Source organism: Pseudomonas sp. LBUM1666 (assembly GCF_059695775.1).
Genome location: NZ_CP166789.1, coordinates 4,686,182 through 4,712,769 on the forward strand (window position 1 = coordinate 4,686,182; position 26,588 = coordinate 4,712,769).

Genomic DNA, 26,588 nt, shown 5'->3' on the forward strand with positions numbered 1-26,588 from the left:
AAAACCGCGGGGCCGGCGTTTATAGGCGCGAAGTTTGCCATAAACGTTGGGGTTTGGCGCCTTTTTGCGAGAGTAACGGCACACCTATTGTGGGAGCTTGTGTGGCGAGGGGGCTTGCCCCCGTTCGGCTGCGAAGCAGTCGTAAAACCAGCGCACTCGGTGCAACTGATGCACCGAGGTTGCAGGTTTTGGGGCGGCTTCGCCACCCAACGGGGGCAAGCCCCCTCGCCACACAAGCTCGCTCCCACAGGGTTTACGGCTCGACTTGGGTCCATTGCTTGTTCAGGCGCTTGTCGGAGATCGGTACCTTGGTCCCCAATTGTTGGGCGAACAGGGAAACCCTGTATTCCTCCAGCCACCAGCGATAGAGTTCCAGCTGCGGATCGCGTTTGCCTTCCTGGGCATGTTTGTTGGCTCGGGTTTGATATTGCGTCCACAGGCCAGACAACTCGCCACTCCAGACCCGGTCCCTCTGCACCTGAGCGCCGATTTTCTCGAAGCGCTGCTCGACCGCTTTCAGATAACGCGGCAACTCCTTGAGCCACTGCATCGGGGTTTCCCGGACAAACCCTGGATACACCAGATGACTGAGCTGCTGCTTGATGTCATTCAGGGCCACGGCTTGCGCCAGATCAATCTTGCCCTTGAAGCGTTTTTGCAGGCCGTGCCAGAGCTTGAGGATTTCCAGCGTCAGCTTGGCCAGGCGCTCGGCGTGCTCGGTCCAGCCGCCGCGCTTGCGTTCGGCCAGTGAGGCCAACCCGGCGCCATCGCGAGGCAACGGATCTTCGCCATCGAGAATGCAGCTGTCGAGGCTGGCCAGCAGGATGTCTTCGACCAGACTGTCGATGCGCCCCATGTCGCGGTACATCAGCCCCAGCTCGGTCAGCCCCGGCAACTTGCTGCGCAGGAACTTCGCCGGTTCGGCCAGTTGCTGCATCAGCAAACGCTGCAAGGCGCGGCGATGCTGGAATTCGGCTTCGGCCGGCGTCGAGAAACGTCCTTCCTTGACCGTACCGCTCTCTTCCACCAGCGCCGGATACACCGTCATCGATAGCCCGGCGATCTTCTGCTGGGTTTTCTCGGCGACGGCGGCAAACACTTTCGGCTCCACCGGTTGCTGGTTTTTCGCCGTTTGCGGCACGGCCAACGCGGCCTGACTGGCTTCGGCAAAGCGTGCGGTCAGTTCCGCCAGATCACGCCCTTCGCCAAGGAACTTGCCCTGGCCGTCGACGATTTCCAGGTTCATCCGCAAATGACTGTCGACCTGCTGCGACGCTTCGACCCAGGCTTCATCGCTAACCCGCGCACCGGTCATGCGCAACAGTTCACGGCCCAGCGCTTGAGGCAACGAGCCCTCGGCGAAGGTCATGCGTTGCAACGCGGCTTTGACGAAGTCCGGCACCGGTACGAAATTCTTGCGCAGGGCTTTAGGCAGGTTGCGGACCAAAGCAATGCACTTGGCCTCGATCACACCCGGCACCAGCCATTCCAGGCGCTCCGGCGGCAGCATAGGCAACAACGGCGCCGGCACACGCAGGGTCACGCCGTCACGCGGGTGGTTCGGCTCGAAGTGATAACTCAGCGCCAACTCCAGATCACCGATGTGCAAGGTGTCCGGGTAATGCAAAGCGGTGACTTCACTCGCCTCGCGGGCCAGCACGTCTTCTTCGCGCATGATCAGCAGCTGCGGGTCTTTGTGGCTGTTGACCCGATACCAGCTGTCGAAGGTCGCAGTCTGGTGGATCTCCGCCGGCAGTCGCGCATCGTAGAAGGCGAACAGGGTTTCTTCGTCGGCCAGAATGTCGCGACGGCGAGCCTTGGCTTCCAGTTCGTCGAGCTGTTCCAGCAATTGCGCATTGGCCGTCAGGCACTTGGCCTTGGACTGAATCTCGCCGCGTACCAGGCCTTCGCGAATGAAAAACTCACGAGACACCACCGGATCGATCGGCCCGTAATGCACCGGCCGGCGACCGACCACGATCAGCCCGAACAAAGTGATCTGCTCGAACGCCACGACTTGACCGCGCTTCTTCTCCCAATGGGGTTCGAAGTGGTTTTTCTTGATCAGGTGCCCGGCCAAGGGCTCGATCCAGTCGGCGTCGATCTTGGCGACCATGCGCGCGTAGAGCTTGGTGGTTTCCACCAGTTCGGCGGCCATCAGCCATTGCGGACGCTTTTTACCGAGGCCCGATGACGGGTGAATCCAGAAGCGCCGCTGGCGGGCGCCGAGGTAGTCGCCGTCTTCGGTTTTCTGACCGATCTGACTGAGCAGCCCCGAGAGCACGGCTTTGTGCAATTTCGGGTAATCCGCCGGCTCTTTGTTAAGGCTCAACTGCATGTCGCGGCAGATCAGGCTCAACTGCCGATGGGAGTCGCGCCATTCGCGCAGGCGCAGGTAATTCAGGAAGTTCTTGCGGCACCAATTGCGCAGCGGGCTGGCGGTCAGCGCTTGGCGCTGTTCTTCGAAACCGCGCCACAGATTGACCAGCCCGGCGAAGTCCGAGTCCACGTCTTTCCATTGCGCGTGGGCCTGATCCGCCGCTTGCTGACGTTCCGGCGGACGCTCGCGCGGGTCTTGAATCGACATGGCGCTGGCGACGATCAGCACTTCCTGCAAACTGCCGAGTTTTGCCGCTTCCAGCAGCATGCGACCCATCCGCGGGTCCACCGGCAACCGCGCCAATTGGCGACCGAGCGGCGTCAGCTGGCTGTTGCGGTCGACCGCCGAGAGTTCTTGCAGCAGGTTGAAACCGTCACTGATGGCCTTGCCATCTGGCGGCTCGATAAACGGGAAATCGGTGATCTCGCCTAGGCGCAGATGCAGCATCTGCAAAATCACCGCCGCGAGGTTGGTCCGCAGAATTTCCGGGTCGGTAAATTCCGGGCGACCGATGAAATCATCTTCGCCGTATAGACGAATACAAATACCCGGCTCGACCCGCCCGCAGCGACCTTTACGCTGGTTGGCGCTGGCCTGGGAAATCGCTTCGATGGGCAGGCGCTGGACCTTGGCGCGGTAGCTGTAACGGCTGATGCGCGCGGTGCCGCTGTCGATCACGTAACGAATGCCCGGCACGGTCAGCGAGGTTTCCGCGACGTTGGTCGCCAGGACCACGCGACGACCTGGGTGCGACTGGAAAATCCGCTGCTGCTCGGCCGGCGACAACCGCGCGTACAACGGCAGGATTTCGGTGTGCTTGAGCTGAGCCTTGCGCAGCATGTCCGCCGCGTCGCGAATCTCGCGCTCTCCGGGCAGGAACACCAGCACGTCGCCGGGGCTCTTGCGCTCGCTGCGTTCGAACGCGGCGATTTCGTCGAGGGTCGCGAGGATTGCCTGATCCACGGTCAGGTCGTCCTCGACACGGTTGCCCTCTTCGTCCTGTTCAAGGGTCAGCGGGCGATACCAGGTGTCCACCGGGAAGGTGCGACCCGAGACTTCGACAATCGGCGCATCGTCGAAGTGCTTGGAAAAGCGCTCCAGGTCGATGGTCGCCGAGGTGATGATGACTTTCAGGTCCGGACGACGCGGCAGCAGGGTTTTCAGGTAACCGAGCAGGAAGTCGATGTTCAGGCTGCGTTCGTGGGCTTCGTCGACGATGATCGTGTCGTAGCGTTCGAGGTAGCGGTCGTTCTGGGTTTCCGCCAGCAGGATGCCGTCGGTCATCAGTTTGATCAGGGTGTTGGAATCGCTCTGATCCTCGAACCGCACCTGATAGCCGACCAGTGCGCCCAAGGGCGTCGCCAGTTCTTCGGCGACCCGGCTGGCCACACTGCGGGCGGCGATTCGACGGGGCTGGGTGTGGCCGATCAGGCCATGCTGACCGCGACCGATTTCCAGGCAGATCTTCGGCAACTGGGTGGTTTTACCCGAACCGGTTTCACCGGCAATGATCAGCACCTGATGCTTGAGCAGCGCTTCTTTGATTTCGTCGCGCTTGGCGGCGATCGGCAGACTGTCGTCGTAACGAATCACCGGCAAGCTGGCACGCCGCGCCAGCACCTGATCACAAGACGCCTGCATGCGCGTCACCCACTGAGCCAGCTTGGCCTCGTCAGGTTTTTTGCGCAGCTCAAGCAACTGCCGCCGCAGCCGGTGGCGGTCGGCGAGCATGGCGTGATCGAGGTTTTTCAGCAGTTTGTCGATGGAAGGCGATTCGTCAGTCATCAGGTACGCAATAAGTTGTCTGGTGGCGCAGGGGGCGGATTGTCGCAGATTTGCGGGGTGTTTGGCGTGTCAGTTGGGGCCCCAATCCCCTCACCCTAGCCCTCTCCCGGAGGGCGAGGGGACTGACCGAGGTGTTTTATCGAGGTACATCGACCTGAAATATCGAGTCGAACTCAGAATCTGAAAAGCACGATTATCTGCTCCCTTTCCCCCTCTCCCCTCTGGGGAGAGGGCTGGGGTGAGGGGTGGTTTTCAGCCGTTACTCGTTATCCAGTCCTTTGCGCCGATACGGGAACACGTCAATCACTTTGCCGGCGCGAATGGCCTCCTGAAGACTTTTCCAGTAATCCGCGTTGTAAAGCTCACCATGCAACTGATCAAACAACTTCCTTTGCCCCGCGTCGGCAAACAAAAACGGCGGAAACTCTTCAGGAAACACATCCAGCGGTCCGATCGAATACCACGGTTCCGACGCCATCTCGTCTTCCGGCGTACGCGGTAGCGGGATATGCCGGAAGTTGGCTTCAGTCAGGAAGCAGATCTCGTCATAGTCATAAAACACCACCCGCCCGTGACGAGTGACGCCGAAGTTCTTCAGCAGCATGTCGCCGGGAAAGATGTTCGCCGCCGCCAGTTGCTTGATCGCCAGGCCGTAATCTTCCAGCGCCTCGCGGACCTGAGCGTCGTTGGCGTTCTCCAGATACAGGTTCAACGGCGTCATCCGCCGCTCGGTCCAGCAGTGGCGGATCAGCACGGTGTCGTCCTCTACCGACACGGTGGACGCGGCCACTTCAAGCAGCTCTTCCAGGCACGCCGGGTCGAACTTGCTCAACGGGAAGCGGAAGTCGGCAAATTCCTGGGTGTCGGCCAGGCGCCCGACCCGGTCGACGCTTTTCACCAAACGGTACTTCTCGATCACCGTGGCTCGGTCGACGTTCTTTGACGGCGAGAAGCGGTCCTTGATGATTTTGAATACGGTGTTGAAGCCCGGCAGGGTAAACACGCTCATCACCATGCCGCGCACGCCCGGGGCCATGATGAACTGGTCGTCGGTGTTGGCCAGGTGATTGATCAGCGCCCGGTAGAACTCGGATTTTCCGTGTTTGTAAAAGCCGATCGAGGTGTACAACTCGGCGATGTGCTTGCCCGGCAGGATGCGTTTGAGGAAACCGATGAACTCAGCCGGTACCGGCACGTCGACCATGAAATACGAACGGGTGAACGAGAAGATGATCGACACGTCCGCTTCATCGGTGATCAACGCATCGATCTGAATCCCGCGACCTTCACGGTGCAGCAGCGGAATCACCAGCGGCCATTGTTCGTCCTGGGTATAGATGCGCCCGACCAGGTACGCGCCTTTGTTGCGGTAAAGCACCGAGGAAAACAGTTCGACGCTCAATTCCGGGTCCTTACAGACCCAGTCCGGCAGGTTCTCGCGCAATTGCCCTTCGAGACGACTCAGGTCGCCCGCCAGGTTGGCGTAATCCTCGCTGAAGCGGTAGTCGGCAAAAATGCTTGCCAGCATCCCGGACAACTGGCCCTGGGGCTTGTACGTGCGGGTTTGTGCGGCACGGGCCCGACGCAGGCTCGGCCGGGTGGTGTGGATGAACATGCAGCCGTCGCTGATCAGGTCGTGGCTGAACAGCCCGCAGAAAATCGAGTTGTACCAGGTTTCGGACAGTTCATCGTCGAAGCGCAGGTCGATCAGCGTGATGTAAGCGCTTTTGACCAGCGGCCAGCAGCTGACATCCAGCGTGTCGGCGTCGAAAGCGATGCGCAGCCGTTGCACCGTTTCGCTGACTTTTTCTTCGTAGAGATTGATCCGCGCAGCCGACGCCGTTTGCGTCTCCTGCCACTTGGCCTGCTCGAAGCGAGCCCGGGCGCCGTCGGTGATCTGGCGGAAATGCTCGCGATAATCGTCAAAGCCATCGAGGATCATTCGGGCGATGTCGGCGGCTGGCCATTGCTGCGGCATAGGTAAAACCTCGGCGGCTGAATCTTATCGTTGGGGGCTGAGCTTAGTGGCCCTTTGTTACGCAACGCAACCATTGCCTTGCGTCCTGACTGGCGCGACACTTGCTCGCCAATCAAGGAAGGAATGTGTTGTGAACCCCGTCGATACTCTGCGTTTGCTATCGCTTGCCGCCATTTGGGGCGCGAGCTTTCTGTTCATGCGCATCATTGCCCCGGTGATTGGCACAATCCCCACTGCTTTTTTCCGCGTATCGATTGCCGCGGTCGGCCTGTTGGTGATTCTCGGGCTGATGCGCATCAGCTGGGATTTCAAAGGCAAACTCAAAACGGTGATGCTGCTCGGAGTGATCAACTCCGGAATTCCGGCGACCCTCTATTCGGTGGCTGCGCAAGTGTTACCGGCTGGTTATTCGGCGATTTTCAACGCCACCACGCCACTTATGGGCGTGCTGATCGGCGGTCTGTTCTTCCATGAAAGGCTCACCGCCGCCAAACTTGGCGGCGTGTTCCTCGGGCTGTTGGGCGTGGGCATCCTGACCCGAGCCGGTCCGGTGGCGTTCGACATGGAACTGCTGATGGGCGCCCTCGCCTGCCTGCTCGCCACGACCTGCTACGGTTTCGCCGGGTTCCTCGCGCGACGCTGGCTTGATCAGGCCGGTGGTCTCGACAGTCGTCTATCGGCGGTGGGCAGCATGCTCGGCGCAACCTTATTTTTGCTGCCTCTGTTTGGCTACAGCGTGATCAGCCAGCCACCGGAAAGCTGGGGCGGCTGGAGTGTCTGGTTATCGTTGCTGGGGTTGGGGCTGGTATGTACCGCGTTGGCGTACATTATTTACTTCCGCCTGCTCAGCTCGGTCGGGCCGGTGAAGTCGATGACCACGACCTTCCTGATCCCGCCGTTCGGGGTGTTGTGGGGGGCGTTGTTGCTGGATGAGCCGTTGTCGATGGCGCATATCTATGGCGGGGTGTTGATTGCGGCGGCGTTGTGGTTGGTGTTGAAGACGGCGGTGGTGAAGTCGAAAGAGGTGGTTGCCAGGTAGTTTTGTGGTGCGGGCCGAGCATGCGCTGACCAAATAAAAAAGGCCTGGAACTCATGCCCCAGGCCTTGTTTTGTTTCAAGCGTTTTTACGGAACACGAACACCAGACCGACGATGATCAGCAGCATGCCGAGCATGCTCAATGCCGCCAGCCGGTTGCCGAAAATCAGGTAGTCCATCACTGCCGTCACCGCCGGCACCAGGTAAAACAGGCTGGTGACGTTCACCAGATTGCCCCGTGCAATCAGCCGATACAGCAACAACGTCGCCAGCACCGACACCACCAATCCCATCCACAACACCGGCACGATGAAACCGGTGCTGTGTTCGAAATGAAAGGGCTGGAACGGCACGAATACTCCGCAGAGCAACAGTCCCGCCAGGTACTGCACTGGCAGCGTGCCGAGGGGATTGTCGGTGATGCGCTTCTGCATGATCGAACCGAACGTCATGCTCGCCAGCGCCAGCAATCCGAAGAGCATACCGGCCAATGACATACCGGCCAGACCGATGCCTTGGTAAACCACCATGATTAAGCCGGCCAAACCCAGTGCCAGACCAAACATTCTGCTGGTTGATCGCTGACGTTCCATGATGACCACCGTGAGAATCGGTTGCACGCCCATGATCGTCGCCATCACTCCCGGGGTGACTTTCAGATCCAGGGCCAGCAGATAGAAAATCTGATAAGCCCCCAGCAACACCACGCCCGTGGCCATCGCATACAACATCGGCTTGCCGCCCTTGGGCAGTTTCAGCTTGAGTAACGGCACCAGCAGCACCAATCCGCAGATTGCGATAGCGAAGCGAATCAACAGAAAAGCAAAGGGTGACGCGTGGGCCAGGCCCCATTTGGAGAAGATCGCCCCGCTGCTCCACAGCAGAACGAACAGGCTCGTGGACGCCGCCGCGAGCGCGGATTGTTTCGAAAGGACAAACATGAATACCACCTGTAGTCAGGCAAAAAGCCAACTCAGCCGAAGCTGAAATTCAGTAGTTTTTTTCAGGCGGGCAGAGCGAACAGCAAAAAGAAGCTGATCAGCCCGAGAAGCCAACGCCTGGCGGTGATACGACTGCGCACACCGGCGAGCTACTGACAGGTGGGGGGTAATGACTGATCTGCGCAGGCTGCTGATTCCCGCACGGCACGACGCCAGCGTTGACCGCTGAATCGACTACCGCGTTGATGAGGGAAGCAGGCATGGGCTGATCTTTTTTGATGGATTGGACGGTGGGTAGAAACCACCGAGCGCCGACTATAACCAGCGTGTGAGATGGATTGCAATGACTTAGCTGGAAGAACCAATAAGCAAGAGTCTTACACCAATCCCAGTGGCGAACAGGTGCATAAAAAAAACGCTCCCAGGGAGCGGTTTCTTCATTCAGGAATCGGAATCACCCAAACATCCAATACCCCAACAACGTCAGCACCACCACCGCCAACACCGGTCGCAGCACGCGGTAGGCCTTGGGATTGCGACGCTTCCATTGTTTGATCGCACCACTGAACTTGTCACTGGAGTTCTTGCTCCATGCGTAAACATAATTAATCCCACCAACACGTTCATCATCAAGATTCTGCGGTGCAGTGGCGCGACCCAAAAAGCCACTGACCCAGCGGTTGATGCTGGTCATCAGGCGGTTGCTCAGCGGTCGTTCGATGTCGCAAAAAAGGATGACCCGAGTCTCGTCGGTTTCATTCTTGACCCAATGCACGTAGGTTTCGTCGAACATCACGTCTTCGCCATCACGCCAGGCGTAGACCTGACCGTCGACGAAGATCCGGCAATCGTCGGAGTTCGGCGTCGACAACCCCAAGTGATAACGCAGGGAACCGCCGAACGGATCACGGTGCGGGTTGAGGTGGCTGCCGCCTGGCAGCAACGCGAACATGGCGCCTTTGACGTTGGGAATTCTGCTGAGCAGTGCCACGGTTTTCGGGCACAGGGTTTCGGCCGATGGCAGTGGTTTGTCGTACCACTTGAGGTAGAAGCGCTTCCAGCCTTTCTTGAAGAACGAACCGAAGCCGGCGTCGTTGTTACTTTCGGCGGCGCGGATGTAACCCTCGTCGAACAAATGCATCGCTTCGTCGCGGATGACTTCCCAGTTGTCCTTGAGCACATCCAGTTCCGGGAACTTGCTGCGGTCAAGATAGGGTTTGGATGGCACGCTGGAGAACAGGTACATCAAGGCGTTATAGGGCGCGAACAAAGCCGAGTGGTTGACTAACTGACGCAAGACCGGCAAACGCGCCTTGCCGCGCAAATGCACATAGAGAGTGCTGCCGAAGAACAGCAGCAAAAGCGACGCCTTTGCGGCAAGGGAAACGGTCATCAACAACTCCTTGATAGTAGACAACTTTGCACCACGCCATTTACCCGACGTGGCAGCCGGCCATCATAAACACTACCGGCCTCGGGAAGAACCCGCATAACTCAACATTCAGTGTTAAGGCGTGCGCAATAAAGCACTTCTTAACATAAGGTTCCTGAACAGGGGCTGACCTGAATCACCCCCTCCCACTGGATCAAAAAATCGAAATGCCTATTGCTGATTCTCCTGCTCGGTAAACAGATCACTGAACAGCATGCTCGACAGGTAGCGTTCACCGGAGTCCGGCAGGATCACCACGATGGTCTTGCCCTGCATTTCCGGGGTTTCCGCCAGGCGGACGGCCACCGCCATGGCGGCGCCGCAGGAAATACCGCTCAAAATCCCTTCTTCCTGCATCAGGCGCAGGGCCATGGCCTTGGATTCTTCATCGCTGACCAACTCAACCCGATCGACCATCGACAGATCAAGATTCTTCGGCACAAAACCGGCACCAATACCCTGGATCTTGTGAGGGCTCGGCTTGATCTCTTCACCGGCCATTGCCTGGGTGATGACCGGCGACACCACTGGCTCCACCGCCACCGAAATAATCGGCTTGCCCTGGGTATTCTTGATATACCGCGAAACCCCGGTAATGGTTCCACCCGTTCCGACGCCAGCCACCAGTACGTCGACTGCACCGTCGGTGTCGTTCCAGATTTCCGGACCGGTCGTTTTTTCGTGGATGGCGGGGTTGGCCGGGTTGTCGAACTGCGACGGCATGAAGTAGGCAGTCGGGTCGCTGGCGACAATTTCAGCAGCCTTCTCGATTGCTCCTTTCATGCCCTTGGCCGGTTCGGTCAGTACCAGATCGGCCCCCAGTGCCTTGAGCACTTTGCGGCGCTCGATACTCATGGACGCCGGCATGGTCAGAATCAGCTTGTACCCGCGAGCCGCAGCAACGAACGCCAGACCGATACCGGTATTGCCTGAGGTCGGTTCGACGATGGTCATGCCAGGCTTGAGTTTGCCGGTGCTTTCGGCGTCCCAGATCATGCTTGCACCGATCCGGCACTTGACCGAGTAACCGGGGTTACGCCCTTCGATCTTGGCCAGGATGGTCACGCCGCGCGGGGCGATACGGTTGATCTGCACCAGCGGCGTATTGCCGATGGAATGGGCGTTGTCAGCGTAGATACGGCTCATGGCTGGGTCCTTATACAGCGTTAAATAAGCTCTCCAAGGTATGCCTGTTGCCCTTGGGCGTCCAGTCAGTCGAACGTCCCGTAACCGCAGCAGTCAATTGCTTTACAACGCCAGAGATTTGCCATCATGAAACGCAGATACAGTTGGCCCCTGTGGACCCTCGCCGGCCTCGTTGTGCTGCTGATTGCCCTGCACATCGCCCTGCCCTACGTGGTTCGCGACTACCTGAATGACAAGCTGGCGAACATGGGCGACTACCGTGGCCAGATCACTGATGTGGACCTGGCCCTGTGGCGCGGTGCGTACAAAATCAACGGGCTGAAAATCGTCAAGGTCGAGGGCAAGGTCCCGGTGCCTTTCGTCAACGCGCCGCTGATAGACCTCTCGGTCAGTTGGCACTCGCTCTGGCACGACCACGCGGTCGTGGCCGAGGCGCAGTTCTTCAAACCTGAGGTGAACTTCGTCGACGGTGGCGCCAACAAGAAAAATTCCCAAACAGGTGAAGGCACCGACTGGCGTGCCCAATTGAGCAAACTGGCGCCGATCACCTTTGACGAAGTGCGGATCTACGATGGCAAGATCAGTTTCCGTAACTTCAACTCCAAGCCCCCCGTGAACATGAACGCCACTCAGGTCAATGCCAGCATTTACAACCTGACCAACGTGGTCGACACCAAAGGTAAACGCGACGCTCGCTTCGACGGCAAGGCGCTGCTACTTGGGCACGCGCCGCTGGAAACCACCGCCACGTTCGACCCATTCAGCAACTTTGAAGATTTCGAGTTCCGCCTGCGGGTCAAAGACATCGAGCTCAAACGAATGAACGACTTTGCCTCCGCCTATGGCAAGTTCGACTTCAATGCCGGTCACGGTGATGTGGTCATTGAAGCGCAGGCTAAAAAAGCTCAATTAACGGGTTACATCAAACCGCTGCTAAAGGACGTCGACGTGTTCAATTGGCAGCAGGACGTCGAGAACAAGAACAAAGGGATTTTCCGCTCCATTTGGGAGGCCATCGTCGGTGGCTCCGAAACGGTGCTGAAAAACCAGGGCAAGAACCAGTTTGCGACTCGCGTGGAACTGAGCGGCAATGTGCATCGCCGAGATATCAGCGCATTCGAGGCTTTTTTGCAGATTTTACGCAACGGCTTCATCCAGGCGTTCAATGCCCAATACGAACGGCCCAAGCCGGACGCCGGTTAAGACTTACGCATGACGGTGTAACGACCGGTTTCTTCCGCCGCCCGTGCCGGGTTCGATTGCAGCTGCAAGAAGTCCCAGCCCAGGCAGGCCAGTGCCAGTGATCGCGGTACGGCTTCACGACCACTGCTGTAGCGCGTGATGCTGCGGGCACTGACCCCCAACGCTTCGGCCGCCTGCTTGAGCGGCAACCCGGTGCGAGCGCGCCAGTCGATGAAGATCCGGGTATTTTCGTCCACTGCATTTTGTGCGAGAGCATCCAGATACAAGGTGTCTGCGCCGATCTGGATGTCCAGTTCAGGCCACTCGACACTCCAACCATCATCGCCCAGGGTTGCCCTTTCGAAAGCGCCAGTCTCCAGCAATGGCTGCAACCCTGGATAGGCGCGCAGGTCCCGGCTCAAATCGAGGTTCAGTTGCTGACCGTCGATAAAGGACAGCATAAGGCGGTGATCCGGCAACGCCTGCACGACCGACAGCCGTGGTCGTTTCATGGGTAACATCGTTTCCAATCCTCCAGCAATTGCACTTGATGGGCCCTGACCCTCTCCAGCGCTTCCTTGATAATCAGCGGCGGTGCCTTGCCCACCATCACTTCGACGGTTTCAAGGCTCAACATGACATCCAGCCCGCCACCCGTCAGGTGGACATGGGGCGGCGGATGATCTTTCTCGCGCAACTGAATGCGGTACGTATCGCGAAATCGGTATTTAGTAGACATGCCCCGCAAGCTATCGCCAAAATGGCGATAGCTCAATACTGGCTAGCGGCCGAGACTGAGTCAAGATGTGACGCCCCATTCAGAGACTGAATAAGCCGTCTGCGTTCACAGTCGACCGGGCACCGCGCTATAGTCGGGTACTACAATTATTGCGCTCCGCCCTGCTTCGTTCAGGTCGGCGTTACCGTTCGAGGATTAGCAGATGAAGTTCGAAGGCACCCCGGCCTACGTCGCCACCGATGACCTGAAGCTGGCGGTCAACGCCGCCATCACCCTGGAGCGTCCGCTGCTGGTCAAGGGCGAGCCGGGCACTGGCAAAACCATGCTCGCCGAGCAACTGGCCGAGTCCTTCGGCGCCAAATTGATCACCTGGCACATCAAGTCCACCACCAAGGCGCATCAGGGCCTGTACGAGTACGACGCGGTCAGCCGTCTGCGCGACTCGCAACTGGGCACGGAAAAGGTTCACGACGTTCGCAACTACCTGAAAAAGGGCAAGCTGTGGGAAGCCTTCGAATCCGAAGAGCGGGTGATCCTGCTGATCGACGAAATCGACAAGGCCGACATCGAGTTCCCGAACGACTTGCTGCAAGAACTCGACAAGATGGAGTTCTACGTTTACGAGATCGACGAAACCATCAAGGCCAAGAAACGCCCGATCATCATCATTACCTCCAACAATGAGAAAGAACTGCCGGACGCCTTCCTGCGCCGTTGCTTCTTCCACTACATAGCGTTCCCCGACCGCGTCACGCTGCAGAAAATCGTCGATGTGCATTACCCGAACATCAAGAAGGACCTAGTCAGCGAAGCGCTGGACGTGTTCTTCGACGTGCGCAAGGTGCCAGGCCTGAAGAAGAAGCCGTCGACCTCCGAACTGGTGGACTGGCTGAAGCTGCTGATGGCCGACAACATCGGCGAAGCGGTACTGCGCGAACGCGATCCGACCAAGGCTATTCCGCCGCTGGCCGGCGCTTTGGTGAAGAACGAACAGGACGTGCAATTGCTTGAACGTCTGGCGTTCATGAGCCGTCGCGGCACTCGCTGATCCCTCTTTTTAACAAGATAGAGGGCGATAGCCATGCTGCTTAACCTGTTCAATGAAATGCGCGCAGCCAAAGTACCGGTCTCGGTACGGGAACTGCTGGACCTGATCAACGCGCTGAAACAGCGCGTGACCTTCGCCGACATGGACGAGTTTTATTACCTGTCCCGGGCGATTCTGGTGAAGGACGAAAAGCATTTCGACAAGTTCGACCGGGCGTTCGGTGCCTATTTCAACGGACTGGAAAAACTCGACGATCACCTTCAGGCCTTGATCCCGGAAGACTGGCTGCGCAAGGAATTCGAGCGTTCGCTGACCGACGAAGAGCGGGCGGCGATCCAGTCCCTCGGCGGCCTGGACAAGCTGATCGAAGAGTTCAAGAAACGCCTCGAAGAACAGAAAGAACGCCATGCCGGCGGTAACAAGTGGATCGGCACCGGCGGCACCAGCCCGTTCGGCTCCGGCGGCTTCAACCCGGAAGGCATTCGGGTCGGCGATGCAGGCAAGCGCCAGGGCAAAGCGGTCAAGGTCTGGGATCAGCGCGAGTACAAGAACCTCGACGATTCGGTGGAGCTGGGCACGCGCAACATCAAGGTCGCCCTGCGACGATTGCGTAAATTCGCGCGCCAGGGTGCGGCGGAAGAGCTGGACATTGATGGCACCATCGACCACACCGCGCGCGATGCCGGGCTGCTGAATATCCAGATGCGGCCCGAGCGGCGCAACACCGTCAAGCTGTTGCTGCTATTCGACATCGGTGGCTCGATGGACGCCCACGTGAAGATCTGCGAAGAGCTGTTCTCGGCCTGCAAGACCGAGTTCAAGCACCTGGAGTACTTCTACTTCCATAACTTCGTTTATGAATCGGTGTGGAAGAACAACATGCGCCGCACGTCCGAGCGCACCTCGACCCAGGACCTGCTGCACAAATACGGCGCCGACTACAAAGTGATCTTCATCGGTGACGCCGCCATGGCGCCGTATGAAATCACCCAGGCCGGCGGCAGCGTCGAGCACTGGAACGAAGAAGCGGGTTATGTGTGGATGCAGCGGTTCATGGAGAAGTACAAGAAGGTCATCTGGATCAACCCATATCCGAAAGATACGTGGGGCTATACGTCTTCGACCAACATCGTGCGGGACTTGATTAACGACCAGATGTACCCGCTGACGTTGCGGGGGTTGGAAGAAGGGATGCGGTTTCTTTCCAAATAATCTCTGTTGTCTGGTCTGACGCTATCGCGAGCAGGCTCGCTCCCACAGTTGATCTCAAGCGAACACATTATTTGTGTACGACCAAAATCCATTGTGGGAGCGAGCCTGCTCGCGATGCTTTTAGCGGCTGACGAATCGCTGAAGATATTCGACCTGCTCCCGATGCGCGACATCCTGCACCACCGGCCGAAATCGCACCGTTGCCCCCGGCAAACACTGCGCCAGTCGCGCCAGCGCCAACGGCGTCAACGCCCCCAATCGCGGATAACCACCAATGGTCTGCCGATCATTAAGCAACACAATCGGCTGCCCGTCCGGCGGCACTTGAACCGCACCCAGCGGGATGCCTTCGGAGATCATCGGCTTACCCTGATACTGCAACGCCATTCCCAGCAAGCGGATGCCCATCCGGTCGGCACGGCTGTCGAGGGTCCAGATGCTGTTGAACGCGTCAAACGAACTCTGTCCACTGAACTCGCCGATCTGGGCACCGAGCACCAGGTCCAGTGGCGCGTTGAGTTTGAAATCCGGCACCTGCTCGCGCGCCAACTCCCGCAGCAGAAGCAGCGAGCTGCCCGAGTAGCTCAACTGCGCATCTTTGGCCAACGCCCGGCCCATGCCATCCAGCCCGCCGAGTTCCTCACGGACCACCGTTGCGCTGCTGCCCAACACCTTTGGCGCATCAAATCCGCCCGGGGCCGCCAAATAAGCCCGGGCCCCAAGCAGCGGTTGAGTGAATTGCAATTGCTGACCTTTGTTCAGCCTGAAACTGCGCCACGGCACCATCGCCTCGCCATCCACCTTCGCCCCCAGATCCGCCCCCGCCAACGCCAGCACGCAATCCTCTTCGGCAGCGACGGTGAACCCGCCAAGGGTGATTTCAATCACCGGAGCATCCAGACCGTTGCCCAGCAACCAATTGGCCCAAGACATCGATCGCCAATCCGCCGCCCCGCCCTGGGTCACGCCCAGATGCCGCACGCCAAAACGGCCAGCGTCCTGCAACAGGCACAGCGGTGTACTCGCTTCTATTGATAGACGGCTCATGCCTGCGCCTCCAACGGCGTGTCATCACCGCCCAGATTGATGAATTCGGCATGGCTGACGGCTTCGAAGCGTACCGTGTCGCCTGGTTGCATCAGGCTGTAGCCGTCGCGTTCGCGGTCGAACAATTTGGCCGGGGTGCGGCCGATCAGATTCCAGCCACCGGGGGACACCACCGGGTAAGCGGCCGTTTGGCGTTCGGCGATGCCGACGCTACCCGCAGCCACTTTTTTACGCGGGGTATTCAGACGCGGCGCCGCCAGCGCTTCTTCCACCAGTCCCATGAAGGCGAAACCCGGCGCAAAACCCAAGGCGAACACCTGATATTCGCGCTCGCTGTGGCGGCGGATCACTTCATCCACTGTTAATCCGCTGCGCTGGGACAACAGGCTCAACTCCGGGCCGACGCTCAAGTCATACCAGACCGGCAGCACATGACATTTGCCGCGGGTGCAGGCGTTGGGCGACAGATCGATCAAGGCCTCGGCGATCAGCTCCCGAGCCTGGGCCGGACTCAACGCGGTCAGATCGTAATGCACCATCAACGTCGTATAGGACGGCACCAGATCGATCAGATGCCCGGCAAATGCACCACGCAGACTTTCACTGGCTGCGAGCATCCACGGCATGTTGGCCTCGGCAATTTCATCGAACAGACGCACCATCAGGCAATCCAGCGCCGCCACTTCGACCCGGATTTTCATGACGCACTCTGCTGATCAAGTGCTTCGCGAATACGCCGCACGGCAGCTACCGAACTGGCATTGTCGCCATGTACGCAAAGGGTGTTCGCCTGCAAGTGCAAGGCACTGCCATCGCTGGCCGTAAGGTTGCCACCGCGGGCAATGGTCAGCGCCTGCTCAATGATTGTTTCGGGATCGTGATGCACCGCGCCTGGCAGTTGCCGCGAGACCAGCATTCCCGCACTGTCGTAAGCGCGATCGGCGAAGGCTTCAAACCACAGGGTCACGCCGTATTCATCGCCCAATTGCTGGGCGGCGCTGTTGTCGCGAGTGGCCATCAACATCAGCGGTAACTCACGATCATAGGACGCCACAGCCTGAAGCACCGCGCGCAATTGCGCCGGGTTGGCCATCATGTCGTTGTACATCGCACCGTGCGGCTTGACGTAACTCACCCGCCCGCCCTGAGCCCGGCAAATGCCGTCGAGGGCGCCGATCTGGTAATGCACAATGTCCTGAAGTTCCTGGGCGGTGTAGGCCATGGAACGGCGGCCGAAGCCGACTAGATCCTGATATGCCGGATGTGCGCCGATCTGCACGCCGTTGCTCAGGGCCAGGCTGACGGTCTTGCGCATGATGCTCGGGTCGCCGGCATGGAAGCCGCAGGCGATGTTGGCGCAATCGATGAAGGGCATGACCTCGGTGTCCAGACCCATGGTCCAGTTGCCGAAACTCTCGCCGATGTCGCAGTTCAATAGCAGGCGGTTCACGGTGAACACTCCTGTGGGTTTTATTCTTTTAGCTGTAGGCATTTGCCCGCAGATTATCAGTTACTCGGCCTCGAGTTGCTTGCCACGGGTTTCCGGCAGGCTCAGCGCCGCAAGAATCACCACCCCGTAGGACACCGCCGCAAAAGCACCGATTCCCACACTCAATGGCACCTTCTGGCTCATCACACCGATCAACAGCGGGAACAACGCCGCCAGCGCCCGGCCGATGTTGTAGCAAAAGCCCTGACCCGAACCGCGAATCCGCGTCGGAAACAGCTCGGTCAAAAACGCGCCCATGCCACTGAAAATCCCCGAGGCGAAGAAGCCCAGAGGAAAGCCCAGCCAGAGCATCACGCCATTGCTGACCGGCAATTGGGTGTAGAGCAGAACGATGGTGAACGAGCCGACCGCGAACAGAATGAAGTTCTTTTTACGCCCGAGGATGTCAGTCAAATACGCGCTGATGACATAGCCGACGTAGGAACCGACGATCACCATTGCCAGATAACCGCCCGTACCGAGTACGCTCAAACCGCGTTCGTTCTTCAGAAACGTCGGCAACCAGGAGGTGATCGCGTAGTAACCGCCCAGAGCACCGGTGGTCAGCACCGACGCGCGAATCGTGGTGAAAAGGATGCCGGGAGCGAATATCTCGTAGAATTTTGCCGGATTGCTGGGTTCTTCCTTAGCCTTGGCTTCGCGATAGATTTCCGGGTCCTTGACCAGTCGGCGGACGAAGATCACAAAAATCGCCGGCACGATGCCAAGGATGAACAGAGCGCGCCAGGCGTCTTCCGGTGGCAGCACCGAGAACAGCAGCGCATACAAAATCGCCGTCATCCCCCAACCCAATGCCCAGCCGGATTGCACCATGCCAACAGCCTTGCCGCGGTCCTTGGCGCGAATCACTTCACCCATCAGCACCGCGCCGGCGGTCCATTCGCCGCCGAAACCGAAGCCCATCAGCGTGCGGCTGATCAGCAGTTGTTCGTAGTTTTGGGCGAAACCGCAGAGGAAGGTGAAGAAAGCAAACCACAGAACGGTCAGTTGCAGAGTGCGTACGCGACCGATGCGGTCGGAGAGAATCCCCGCCACCCAACCGCCGATGGCCGAGGCGATCAGGGTGCTGGTGTGAATCAACCCGGCCTCGCCGGTGGTGATGCCCCACATCGCAATCAGGGTCGGCACCACGAAGCTGAGCATCTGGGTGTCCATGCCGTCCAGGCCATAGCCGATCTTGCAGCTCCAGAAGGTGCGGCGCTCCTGCTTATTGATGTTGCGGTACCAGTCGAAAGGTCCTGGGCGAACCGTGGCTTTGGGGATGTCGAGCGTGTCGGGCGCACTCATGGCAAATCTCCGCGCTAATTTTTATTGGTATTGTTCTGAGCCCCGACGACGCCTATCGTGGGAACCGGATGGCCTGATTTTTGGGCTCCCGGCCCTGCTGCGTCCAACTAATAAAAACCCGCCCTAGACATAAGAAAACTTTGTCGCAAGAGCTGACCCCATGAACCTGAAGTTTCTCGAGACCTTTGTCTGGGTCGCCCGACTCAAGAGTTTTCGCCTGACGGCAGACAAGCTCTTCACCACCCAGGCGTCGATTTCCAGCCGCATTGCCGTGCTCGAAGGCGAGCTCGGGGTGAAGCTGTTCCTGCGCGATTCACGTGGCGTGAGCCTGACGCCCGAAGGCTTGAAAGTGCTCGAATACGCCGAGCAAATGATGGACACCATGCAAGCCCTCAAGCAGTCGATCGAAACCCGCTCGAGCAAGGTCGGACGGGTTCGTATCGGCGTGATGGACACGGTCATCCATACCTGGCTGAGCCCGTTGGTGGCGCAAATGATGGATCACTATCCGCTGGTGGAAATCGAGTTAGTGGCCGATACCGCGCTCAACCTCTGCGATCAGCTGCAAAAAGGCTTTCTCGATCTGATCCTGCAAACCGACCTGTTGCGTCAGGAAAGTGTGCGCAGCCTTGAGCTGGCCAGTCACCCGATGGGCTGGATTGTGGCGACTAACTCGATCTACAACCGAGAGTATTCCGGCATTGCCGACCTGGCGCGGGAACGGATCATTACCTATTCGAAAAACTCCCATCCGCATCAGGAGATTCTCGCCCTGATGCAGGCCAACGGCATCATGACGCCACGGTTGAACTGCGTGAACTCAGTATCGGCGATCACCCGGTTGCTGCGGGACGGATTTGGTATTGGCGCGCTGCCACCGGTGCTGGTAGCCGAGGAACTGGCGCGGGGGGAATTGACCTTGCTGGCCATCGATCAACGGCCACCGAATTTGCAGGTGGTAGTGTCGTGGCGGGTTGGCGTGGAGTGGGTCGAAGAAATCGTGACGTTGTGTCAGCAAGTCGTGGAGCGCTATGCGCAGAAAGTGGGCGAGCACCACATCGTTTTGAGCAAACCCACGGCCAGTATCTGAAGGACATTTCCCAAGTTTTAAATATGAACCACTATCATTTGCATTATTTTTTCAGAACGGTATTCTCTGCGCGCTTTCAGCTAACCAACTGTCCACAAGGAATCGGACTTGATGCGCGCCTACACGCAAAAACAGCAGCAATTGCTCGCTCACTGGAGCGAAGCCCTCGGCACTGAGGCTTTCCAGTCCCACCGCATCACCCTCGATCATTTGAGCAATGCGCTGGAGCCCGCCGCACAGCGCTGCTTCCAACGCCTGATCCAGGCGCTGTTTCGTGAAGGTCTGATCAACCCCGACGCTTGCGAATACGACGACAATAACCATTGCTGGCTGCCACTTGGCGATGGCGCGTCTCTTTGCTTCGAGCACTTGTCCGGCGGAAGAATGAACAGCTGGGACGTGCGCGGCAGCATCGTCCTGCACACCCCCGACAGACTGCCCCACAAAATCCAGCTGCCCAGCGAATTGCTCGCTCACCTCAGCACTCAGCTCAACCCGCCAGCCTCACCGCATGTACTGGAACGTCTGGCCCTGGAACTGGATGACAGCTTCAGCAACGACACCCTGTGCCTGGCGTTTCACCATGGATGGACCGAGCGCCTGAGAGAGCAGATCGACACCGAGTACGACAACAACCTGCTCGCTTGGCTCAAAGCCGGCACCAGCCACCAGAACCCTACGTCATTGCTCGAACAGTGGGGCACTCTCGGCCATCCGTGGCACCCGAATTACAAGACAAAACTGGGTTTGAGCGCCGCTCAGGTCATCGCATTCTCGCCAGAATTCGAAGCGAGTTTTCCGATTGTCCTGTGCGCCCTGCACCGCCAGCACGCACACGTCGAGACGCTGGCGGGTACCGCCGATTACCGGGACTGGTGGCAAGGTCACTTCCCACAGGCCGCCGAACAATTGCAGCGCCATTTGCTGCAACGGGGTCTGGACGAAAAGGACTACCTCCCGCTCCCGTCGCACCCATGGCAAGCCCATGAAGAGCTGCCACATTCGTTCGCCAACGAGATCGCCGACAACCTGCTGATCGTCACTGACATCGTCGCGTTTACCGGTCACCCGACCATGTCCTTCCGCACAGTCCTGCCGGAGGCCAGTCGCGTTGCGCCGATGATCAAACTGCCGGTGGCTCTGCGACTGACCAGCGTGCAGCGCACCGTGTCGCCGCGCTCCGCCCGGATGGGGCCGCGCATCAGCCAACTGATACTGAATATTCTCGCTCAGGAGCCGCAGATTCAGCGTCTGCTGAACATCGTTCCAGAACGCATCGGCGTGCACTACGCACCATTACCGGCCGATGACGAGCGCTCCCGGCATGCTGCCGTGTTGTATCGCGACAACCCGCTTACCCTTCTGCAAGAAGGCGAGTTGGCGGTGCCGGTCGGCAGTCTGTTCGCCGTCAACGAATTCGAACAACCGTTACTGCGTGATTGGGTAAGACTGGCTCAGGGCCGTGACGACAGCGAGGTCATGTTGGCGTTCTTCGACGATTACCTGTCGATTGCCGTACCGAGTCTGTTGGGCATTTACCTGATGTATGGCGTGGCGTTCGAAGCACATCAGCAAAACAGTTTCATGGTGATGGGTGCTGACGGTCAGTTGAATCGGCTGCTGTTGCGTGACTTCGGCGACGTTCGTATCGATCGCAAAACCCTGCACGCCAAGGGCCTGGATATCCAGTTGCACGATCCGAAAATGACCCTGTATGACGAGTCCGGTTTTGTCCGCGACAAACTCCTGCACACCACATTCATGTGCCACCTCGGTGAGCTGACTTTGCTCTGTGCCCGCCACTGGAATGTGCCGGAAAGTATCCTTTGGGAGCGATTGGCATCGCACGTTGCACAGTGCTTCGAGACCTTGCGCGAACGCGTTGAACCGGCACGCTGGGAAAGCGAGCGCCAGGCTTTACTGGAACAGGATTGGCCCGCCAAATCGTTCATGCGCATGCGTTTGCTCGACAGTCATGCCGACATCGTCGGGCGCCTGAGTAACCCGCTGCGACCAAGCGCCCATGCTTGCTGACGGTCGCGCCTTGCGACTGCTGATCGTCATCCAGTTTGTCTCCATGGGTGCCATGGAAATGAGCGGCCCGTTCTGGCCCTTGCAGATCCAGCATCTGCTCGGGCCGGAGGGCGCTGGCTACACCGCGCTGTTATCGGCGATGGTCTATGCCGGTCCGATGCTGGCGGCCATGCTCCTGACTCCCATGTGGGGCCGGTTGGGGGATCGCACCGGACACAAACCGATGATTGTTCGGGCGTTGCTGGCACTCGCGCTGTGCCAAGGGTTGGCGGCCATCACCCTCGACCCGTGGCTGCTGGTGGGTATTCGCGTGATGCAAGGCGCATTGGCCGGTTTTCTCGCTGCCGCACAAGCCTATGCCTTGGCCTGCTGCGACAGTTCCAGACGTGGTCACACCCTGGCTCGCCTGCAATCGGCGACTGCCGTCGGCTCGTTGATCGGCCCGGTACTGGGCGGCTGGCTGATGGACGTCTCGGGGTTTGCCTTGCTCTGTTATGGCGCGACGGCGATTTGCCTGCTGTGCGCACTGGGGAGTTTTTTCCTGCCGGCCGACAAGGCTCGGGCCTCGAAGAAAAAAGCTGTTGAACCAGTGGCTTTGCCCAAAGGCTGGCTCGGTGGAATCCTGTTGGTGATCGTGTTGATTCAGGCCGCGAAGATGATGCCGCAGTCGTTCTACGCGCTGTACGTCGCGAACATTCTGCATGCCCCAAGCTGGCTGATCGGCGCCACCTACGCGGCGAGCGCCGCGACCCTGGCCATTTCCGCACCACTGTGGGGACGCCTGTTCGACCGCTGGCAGCCGGCCTACACCTTGCGCGTCATTGAAGGCGTGGCCTGGCTGTGTGCCCTGACGCTGGCGGCCACGGCATTGGCCAACGAATGGCTGGGGTTTCTCGTCAGTCGACTCGTCTGGGGTATCTGGCAAGGCGCCCTGCTGCCCGTCGCCTATGCACTGATCGCCAACACCATCTCCGTAAACCAGCAGGGCTTCGCGCTCGGCCTCGGCAACAGCGCGGCAAAGGCGGGTGCTCTGATCGGTGTCGTCCTTGGCGGGATCGGCATGGGTCTGGTCGGCCTGGCTCACAGTTTCTGGCTGGTGGCGCTGACCTACGCCATTGCCGCCATCGGCATCCGCTGGGTGCGGTCGTTCAACTCCGCGCCTGATCGCTCGACCTTATCGCCGCACACTTATCACAACTAAAAAAGACAACTTCATGACCCGAACCAAACTCTCCCTGCTGATCCCGCTGCTCGGTACCTTCAGCGCCCAGACCTGGGCCGAGGACACCGAGCAGCAACCCGGCACCTTGAACATGCAAGCCACCGTCGTCTCCGCTACTCGCAGCGAAGCGAGCATTGCTTCGATTCCGGGCTCGGTCCAGGTGATCGACGAACAGCAGGTCCGTGAACAGAGCGGCGCGGGTCGCCGGGTCGCCGATATCCTCGGGCAACTGGTCCCCGGTCTTGCGCCGTCCAGTGGCGGGATGAGCAACTTCGGTCAGACCCTGCGCGGACGCAACATGCTGGTGTTGATCGACGGCGTATCGCAGAACGCCACGCGCGACAACTTCCGCCAGCTCAACAGCATCGCCCCGGCCAGCATCGAACGTATCGAAGTGATTTCCGGCGCCAGCAGCATCTACGGTGCCGGTGCTTCAGGCGGCATCATCAACATCATCACCAAGCGCAATCAGGGCCAGGAAATTGCCTACAGCAGCAAACTGGGCCTGACCAGCGGCAACAACCTCAACCGCAAAGGCTTCGCCTACGAAGCCTTCCAGAGTGCAACCGGGCGCAAGGATGCCCTGGACTGGTACGTCTCCGCCGACCTGACCCAACGTAACGATCAGTACGATGGCAACGGCAACCGCATCCCTCAGGACACCTCCCAGGGCAGCAACATGGACACCGAAACCTATGACCTGCAAGGTCGTTTCGGTTACGAACTGGATGCCGACAAAAAACTCAGCCTGTCGCTGCAGGACTACAAGGATCAACAGGACACTGGCTATACCAAAGACCCGACAAACCGGCAGCAAGCCGTGGCAGTCAAAGGGCTGAAACTCGACGACCAACCCTATACCCATAACCAGTCGGTCAACCTCAATTACACCGACAAGGACCTCTACGGCCAGGGCCTGCAACTGGAAAGCTACTGGCGTCGCGCCGATGCACTGTTCTTTCCGGACCTGTCGCGAGGCAGGGCCGGGATCTCCGACAACAACAGTGTCCAGGATGTCTACGGCCTGCGCGCGGCCATCGACACGCCGCTGCCGGCCATCGGCAGTGCCACGGGTAATCTGGTCTGGGGCGCCGACTATGATCATGAGCGCTCCCGCCAACGAGGTGATCAATACACGCTCAAGGGCCTGACCTACACCAAGACCGGCACCACCTACGAGCTGGGCCCGGACATCGAAACCACCACCAAATCGCTGTTCGGGCAGATGTCCTGGGACATCGGTGACTGGACCTTGCGTGGCGGTGTGCGCCGTGAATGGATCGAAAGCGACGTCTCCGACAGCATCGCTTATGGTCAGATCGTCCAGACCGGCATACGCGCAACGCTGCCTGGCGACACCCTCAAATACGACGCCACGCTGTATAATCTGGGGGCGGTCTACCATCTGAGTGAAAACCAGGACGTCTTCGCCAATTACAGCCAGGGGTTTTCGCTGCCGGATATCCAGCGCTTCATGCGTGACGTCAGCAGCACCTTCGACATTCAGAGCCTCAACGCCCAGGCCATCAAGGTCGACAGTTACGAGCTGGGCTGGCGCGGTAACTGGGACCAATGGCAGGCCGACGTCTCCGTGTACGAAAACACCTCGGACGTGACCCAGTTCTACGATGCCAATGATCGCGTATTGCGCCTGATCAACCAGAAAGAGCGAGTTCGCGGCATCGAAAACAGCCTGACCTACCGCGCGACCGATCACTGGTCGGTGGGTGGCACATACGCCTGGGCCAAAGGCGAGACCGAGCAGAACGGCAAATGGATCGATCTGCCGGCTACGCGCATCTCACCGGCCAAGACCACACTGTTCGTCGGTTACATCGAAGACGACTACACCCTGCGCCTGCAAGGCATGCATTTATCCAGTTACGACGCCGCCGCCAAGGACAACAACGGGCGCGACATCGAAGGCTATACGCTGGTGGACCTGCTCGGCTCCGTGCAACTGCCGGTCGGTCGTCTTGAAGGCGGGGTGTACAACCTGACCAACCGCACCTACCAGAACCTGTTCACCCAGGCCAACGCCAGAGCGCCGTACGCCAATGCCGAAGGTCGGACGTTGAGCATGAGCTACTCGGTCGACTGGTAAAAACAGGAGCCGGCTTGCCAGCGATGCGATCTGCCAGGCATAACGTGTCGCGGCAATCGCCGGCAAGTCGGCTCCAGTGTTAAAGCCCGCGCACATCCCGATCTTCGATCGGCCGGCTCTGGCGCAGGCGTTTGCCGCCCAGCACCACCCAGTCGATCAGACGGAACAGGCATTCAATGCCAAACGACAACAGCAACGCCCCGCTCATGCCCCAGATCATCGCTTCCGGCGTCAGCAGGATCTGGTAGCTATAGCCATTCCAGGTTTCCTTGCGAATATCCGGATCAGCCGCCATTGCAACCTGCAGGAAGCGGATGTACCACGGGCCCTGCATGGCCTGGAACTGTTTATCGAGCGCCAGCTGACGGGTCAGCAAGGTGCTCAGGCTGTCGGCATCGCTGCGAAAGATCGGGTCTTCGCTGGCGCGGTAATGGGCCACCAACGCCTGCATGTCACCCTTGAAGAACTGATTCGCCGTGCCCTGAAAACCGCTCAGGCCGGTCTGCGCCTCAATCAGATGCGCTTCGACCCGTTTCGCGTAATCGCTGATGAACCCCGGCACCTGGACACCGATCAACAGGCCCGCCGCAAACAACACCAGCCGTAGATAACTGAGCAACATCGGGTGAGATCCTTATTCGGTCTTGCCCTGGCTGACGCATTCACCGCGTCGCCAGAGGCTCCATTGGCCCGGTTCGTAGCGGGTCCAGGTTTCGTTTTCGGTCAAAGGTTCGGTGGCGATCACCGTGACCACATCGTTGGGCGTGGTTTCGGCCTGGAAATCGACAATCACATCGACGTCCTTCAAGCGCGCCGGACCGAATGGCGCGCGACGGGTGATTTGCGCCAGTTTGGTCGAGCAATAGCAGAACAACCAGTCGCCATCGCTGAGCAGGCAGTTGAACACGCCTTTGCTGCGGTATTCGGCGCAGGCGGCCACCAGGTCTGGCAGCAGTTCTTCGACCTCTACCGGTTCCGGGAACGCGGCGCGCACGCGGTTGAGCAAATCGCAGAACGCCGCTTCGCTGTCGGTATCGCCGACCGGGCGGTAAAAACTCTTGATCGGTTGAAACTCCGCGAGCTGGCCGTTGTGGGCGAAACACCAGTTACGGCCCCACAGCTCACGCACGAATGGATGGGTATTGGACAGGCAGACCTTGCCGACATTGGCCTGGCGGATGTGCCCGATCACCACTTCGCTCTTGATCGGATAGCGTTGCACCAGGTTCGCGACCTCGGACTCACTGCTCGCCGCCGGGTCCTGAAACAGGCGCAGGCCACGGCCCTCGTAAAAGGCGATGCCCCAGCCGTCACGGTGCGGACCGGTGCGGCCACCGCGCTGCATCAGTCCGGTGAAGCTGAACACGATATCGGTCGGCACATTGGCGCTCATGCCCAATAACTCACACATGCT

22 protein-coding genes are annotated in these 26,588 nt (G+C 59.3%); 8 read left to right on the plus strand and 14 right to left on the minus strand.

From position 1 onward, the window contains the following. Window positions 1–253 precede the first annotated feature (253 nt). Together hrpA and aceK are read right to left on the minus strand one after the other, a co-directional pair. On the minus strand, window positions 254–4,165 hold the full coding sequence (gene hrpA / locus ACA056_RS21460) for an ATP-dependent RNA helicase HrpA (protein ID WP_497267581.1): 3,912 nt from the start codon (window positions 4,163–4,165) through the stop codon (window positions 254–256). Window positions 4,166–4,424: 259 nt separating this feature from the next. After that, entirely contained in the window at window positions 4,425–6,143 is a 1,719-nt protein-coding gene (gene aceK, locus ACA056_RS21465) for a bifunctional isocitrate dehydrogenase kinase/phosphatase (RefSeq protein ID WP_497267583.1), read from the minus strand. 130 nt (window positions 6,144–6,273) lie between these two features. On the opposite strand from aceK, the gene ACA056_RS21470 reads away from it, so the two are divergent. Further along, on the plus strand, window positions 6,274–7,182 hold the full coding sequence (locus ACA056_RS21470; protein WP_461962940.1) for a DMT family transporter: 909 nt from the start codon (window positions 6,274–6,276) through the stop codon (window positions 7,180–7,182). 75 nt (window positions 7,183–7,257) lie between these two features. Here ACA056_RS21470 and ACA056_RS21475 read toward each other — a convergent pair whose 3' ends face one another. From ACA056_RS21475 to cysK, 4 genes are all read right to left on the minus strand, one after another. Then, window positions 7,258–8,121, minus strand: coding sequence for a DMT family transporter (locus ACA056_RS21475; RefSeq protein WP_497267585.1), 864 nt, complete (start codon window positions 8,119–8,121; stop codon window positions 7,258–7,260). Window positions 8,122–8,218: 97 nt separating this feature from the next. Beyond that, entirely contained in the window at window positions 8,219–8,383 is a 165-nt protein-coding gene (locus ACA056_RS21480) for a hypothetical protein (protein WP_497267587.1), read from the minus strand. 192 nt (window positions 8,384–8,575) lie between these two features. Further along, window positions 8,576–9,514 carry an aspartyl/asparaginyl beta-hydroxylase domain-containing protein gene (locus ACA056_RS21485; protein ID WP_497267589.1) on the minus strand — a complete coding sequence of 313 codons (939 nt, stop codon included), beginning with the start codon at window positions 9,512–9,514 and terminating at the stop codon, window positions 8,576–8,578. Between the two features lie 210 nt (window positions 9,515–9,724). Next, complete coding sequence (cysK, locus tag ACA056_RS21490; protein ID WP_497267591.1) at window positions 9,725–10,699, minus strand: cysteine synthase A; 975 nt, start codon at window positions 10,697–10,699, stop codon at window positions 9,725–9,727. Between the two features lie 126 nt (window positions 10,700–10,825). On the opposite strand from cysK, the gene ACA056_RS21495 reads away from it, so the two are divergent. Further along, window positions 10,826–11,902, plus strand: coding sequence for a DUF748 domain-containing protein (locus ACA056_RS21495; RefSeq protein WP_497267593.1), 1,077 nt, complete (start codon window positions 10,826–10,828; stop codon window positions 11,900–11,902). Here the strand turns inward: ACA056_RS21495 and ACA056_RS21500 are convergent. Together ACA056_RS21500 and ACA056_RS21505 are read right to left on the minus strand one after the other, a co-directional pair. After that, on the minus strand, window positions 11,899–12,402 hold the full coding sequence (locus ACA056_RS21500) for a DUF2442 domain-containing protein (protein ID WP_497267595.1): 504 nt from the start codon (window positions 12,400–12,402) through the stop codon (window positions 11,899–11,901). The two genes, ACA056_RS21495 and ACA056_RS21500, sit on opposite strands and share 4 nt — an antisense overlap. Next, window positions 12,390–12,620, minus strand: coding sequence for a DUF4160 domain-containing protein (locus ACA056_RS21505; protein ID WP_497267597.1), 231 nt, complete (start codon window positions 12,618–12,620; stop codon window positions 12,390–12,392). The genes ACA056_RS21500 and ACA056_RS21505 overlap by 13 nt, the downstream gene beginning before the upstream one ends. A gap of 202 nt (window positions 12,621–12,822) precedes the next feature. Between ACA056_RS21505 and ACA056_RS21510 the strand changes: the two genes are divergently transcribed. Both ACA056_RS21510 and ACA056_RS21515 read left to right on the plus strand, forming a co-directional pair. Continuing rightward, the gene (locus ACA056_RS21510) at window positions 12,823–13,668 is read left to right on the plus strand and encodes an AAA family ATPase (RefSeq protein WP_140677330.1); all 846 of its coding nucleotides are present in this window, start codon (window positions 12,823–12,825) and stop codon (window positions 13,666–13,668) included. A 33-nt stretch (window positions 13,669–13,701) separates the two neighbouring features. After that, window positions 13,702–14,880, plus strand: a complete 1,179-nt coding sequence (locus ACA056_RS21515; protein WP_008153157.1) for a vWA domain-containing protein — start codon at window positions 13,702–13,704, stop codon at window positions 14,878–14,880. Between the two features lie 120 nt (window positions 14,881–15,000). Here ACA056_RS21515 and ACA056_RS21520 read toward each other — a convergent pair whose 3' ends face one another. From ACA056_RS21520 to ACA056_RS21535, 4 genes are read right to left on the minus strand one after another with little or no spacing between them, the layout of a single operon-like run. Further along, entirely contained in the window at window positions 15,001–15,927 is a 927-nt protein-coding gene (locus ACA056_RS21520; RefSeq protein WP_497267600.1) for a 5-oxoprolinase subunit C family protein, read from the minus strand. After that, complete coding sequence (locus ACA056_RS21525) at window positions 15,924–16,628, minus strand: 5-oxoprolinase subunit B family protein (protein WP_497267602.1); 705 nt, start codon at window positions 16,626–16,628, stop codon at window positions 15,924–15,926. The genes ACA056_RS21520 and ACA056_RS21525 overlap by 4 nt, the downstream gene beginning before the upstream one ends. Further along, window positions 16,625–17,377 carry a 5-oxoprolinase subunit PxpA gene (locus tag ACA056_RS21530; RefSeq protein ID WP_497267604.1) on the minus strand — a complete coding sequence of 251 codons (753 nt, stop codon included), beginning with the start codon at window positions 17,375–17,377 and terminating at the stop codon, window positions 16,625–16,627. Before ACA056_RS21530 ends, ACA056_RS21525 begins: the two co-directional genes overlap by 4 nt. A gap of 60 nt (window positions 17,378–17,437) precedes the next feature. Then, window positions 17,438–18,724 carry an MFS transporter gene (locus tag ACA056_RS21535; RefSeq protein WP_497267606.1) on the minus strand — a complete coding sequence of 429 codons (1,287 nt, stop codon included), beginning with the start codon at window positions 18,722–18,724 and terminating at the stop codon, window positions 17,438–17,440. 160 nt (window positions 18,725–18,884) lie between these two features. On the opposite strand from ACA056_RS21535, the gene ACA056_RS21540 reads away from it, so the two are divergent. The 4 genes from ACA056_RS21540 (at window position 18,885) to ACA056_RS21555 (ending at window position 25,174) form a co-directional block, all read left to right on the plus strand. Further along, window positions 18,885–19,814 (plus strand): LysR family transcriptional regulator, encoded by a 930-nt coding sequence (locus ACA056_RS21540; protein WP_497267608.1) that lies wholly within the window; start codon window positions 18,885–18,887, stop codon window positions 19,812–19,814. A 111-nt stretch (window positions 19,815–19,925) separates the two neighbouring features. Beyond that, entirely contained in the window at window positions 19,926–21,848 is a 1,923-nt protein-coding gene (locus tag ACA056_RS21545; RefSeq protein WP_497267610.1) for an IucA/IucC family protein, read from the plus strand. Continuing rightward, on the plus strand, window positions 21,838–23,049 hold the full coding sequence (locus ACA056_RS21550) for an MFS transporter (protein WP_497267612.1): 1,212 nt from the start codon (window positions 21,838–21,840) through the stop codon (window positions 23,047–23,049). Before ACA056_RS21545 ends, ACA056_RS21550 begins: the two co-directional genes overlap by 11 nt. A 13-nt stretch (window positions 23,050–23,062) precedes the next feature. Further along, on the plus strand, window positions 23,063–25,174 hold the full coding sequence (locus tag ACA056_RS21555; RefSeq protein ID WP_497267614.1) for a TonB-dependent receptor: 2,112 nt from the start codon (window positions 23,063–23,065) through the stop codon (window positions 25,172–25,174). Between the two features lie 79 nt (window positions 25,175–25,253). Here the strand turns inward: ACA056_RS21555 and ACA056_RS21560 are convergent, their stop codons facing one another. Both ACA056_RS21560 and ACA056_RS21565 read right to left on the minus strand, forming a co-directional pair. Continuing rightward, complete coding sequence (locus ACA056_RS21560; RefSeq protein ID WP_497267616.1) at window positions 25,254–25,796, minus strand: DUF2937 family protein; 543 nt, start codon at window positions 25,794–25,796, stop codon at window positions 25,254–25,256. 12 nt (window positions 25,797–25,808) lie between these two features. Next, window positions 25,809–26,585, minus strand: coding sequence for a class II glutamine amidotransferase (locus tag ACA056_RS21565; protein WP_347802963.1), 777 nt, complete (start codon window positions 26,583–26,585; stop codon window positions 25,809–25,811). Between the last annotated feature and the right edge of the window lie 3 nt (window positions 26,586–26,588).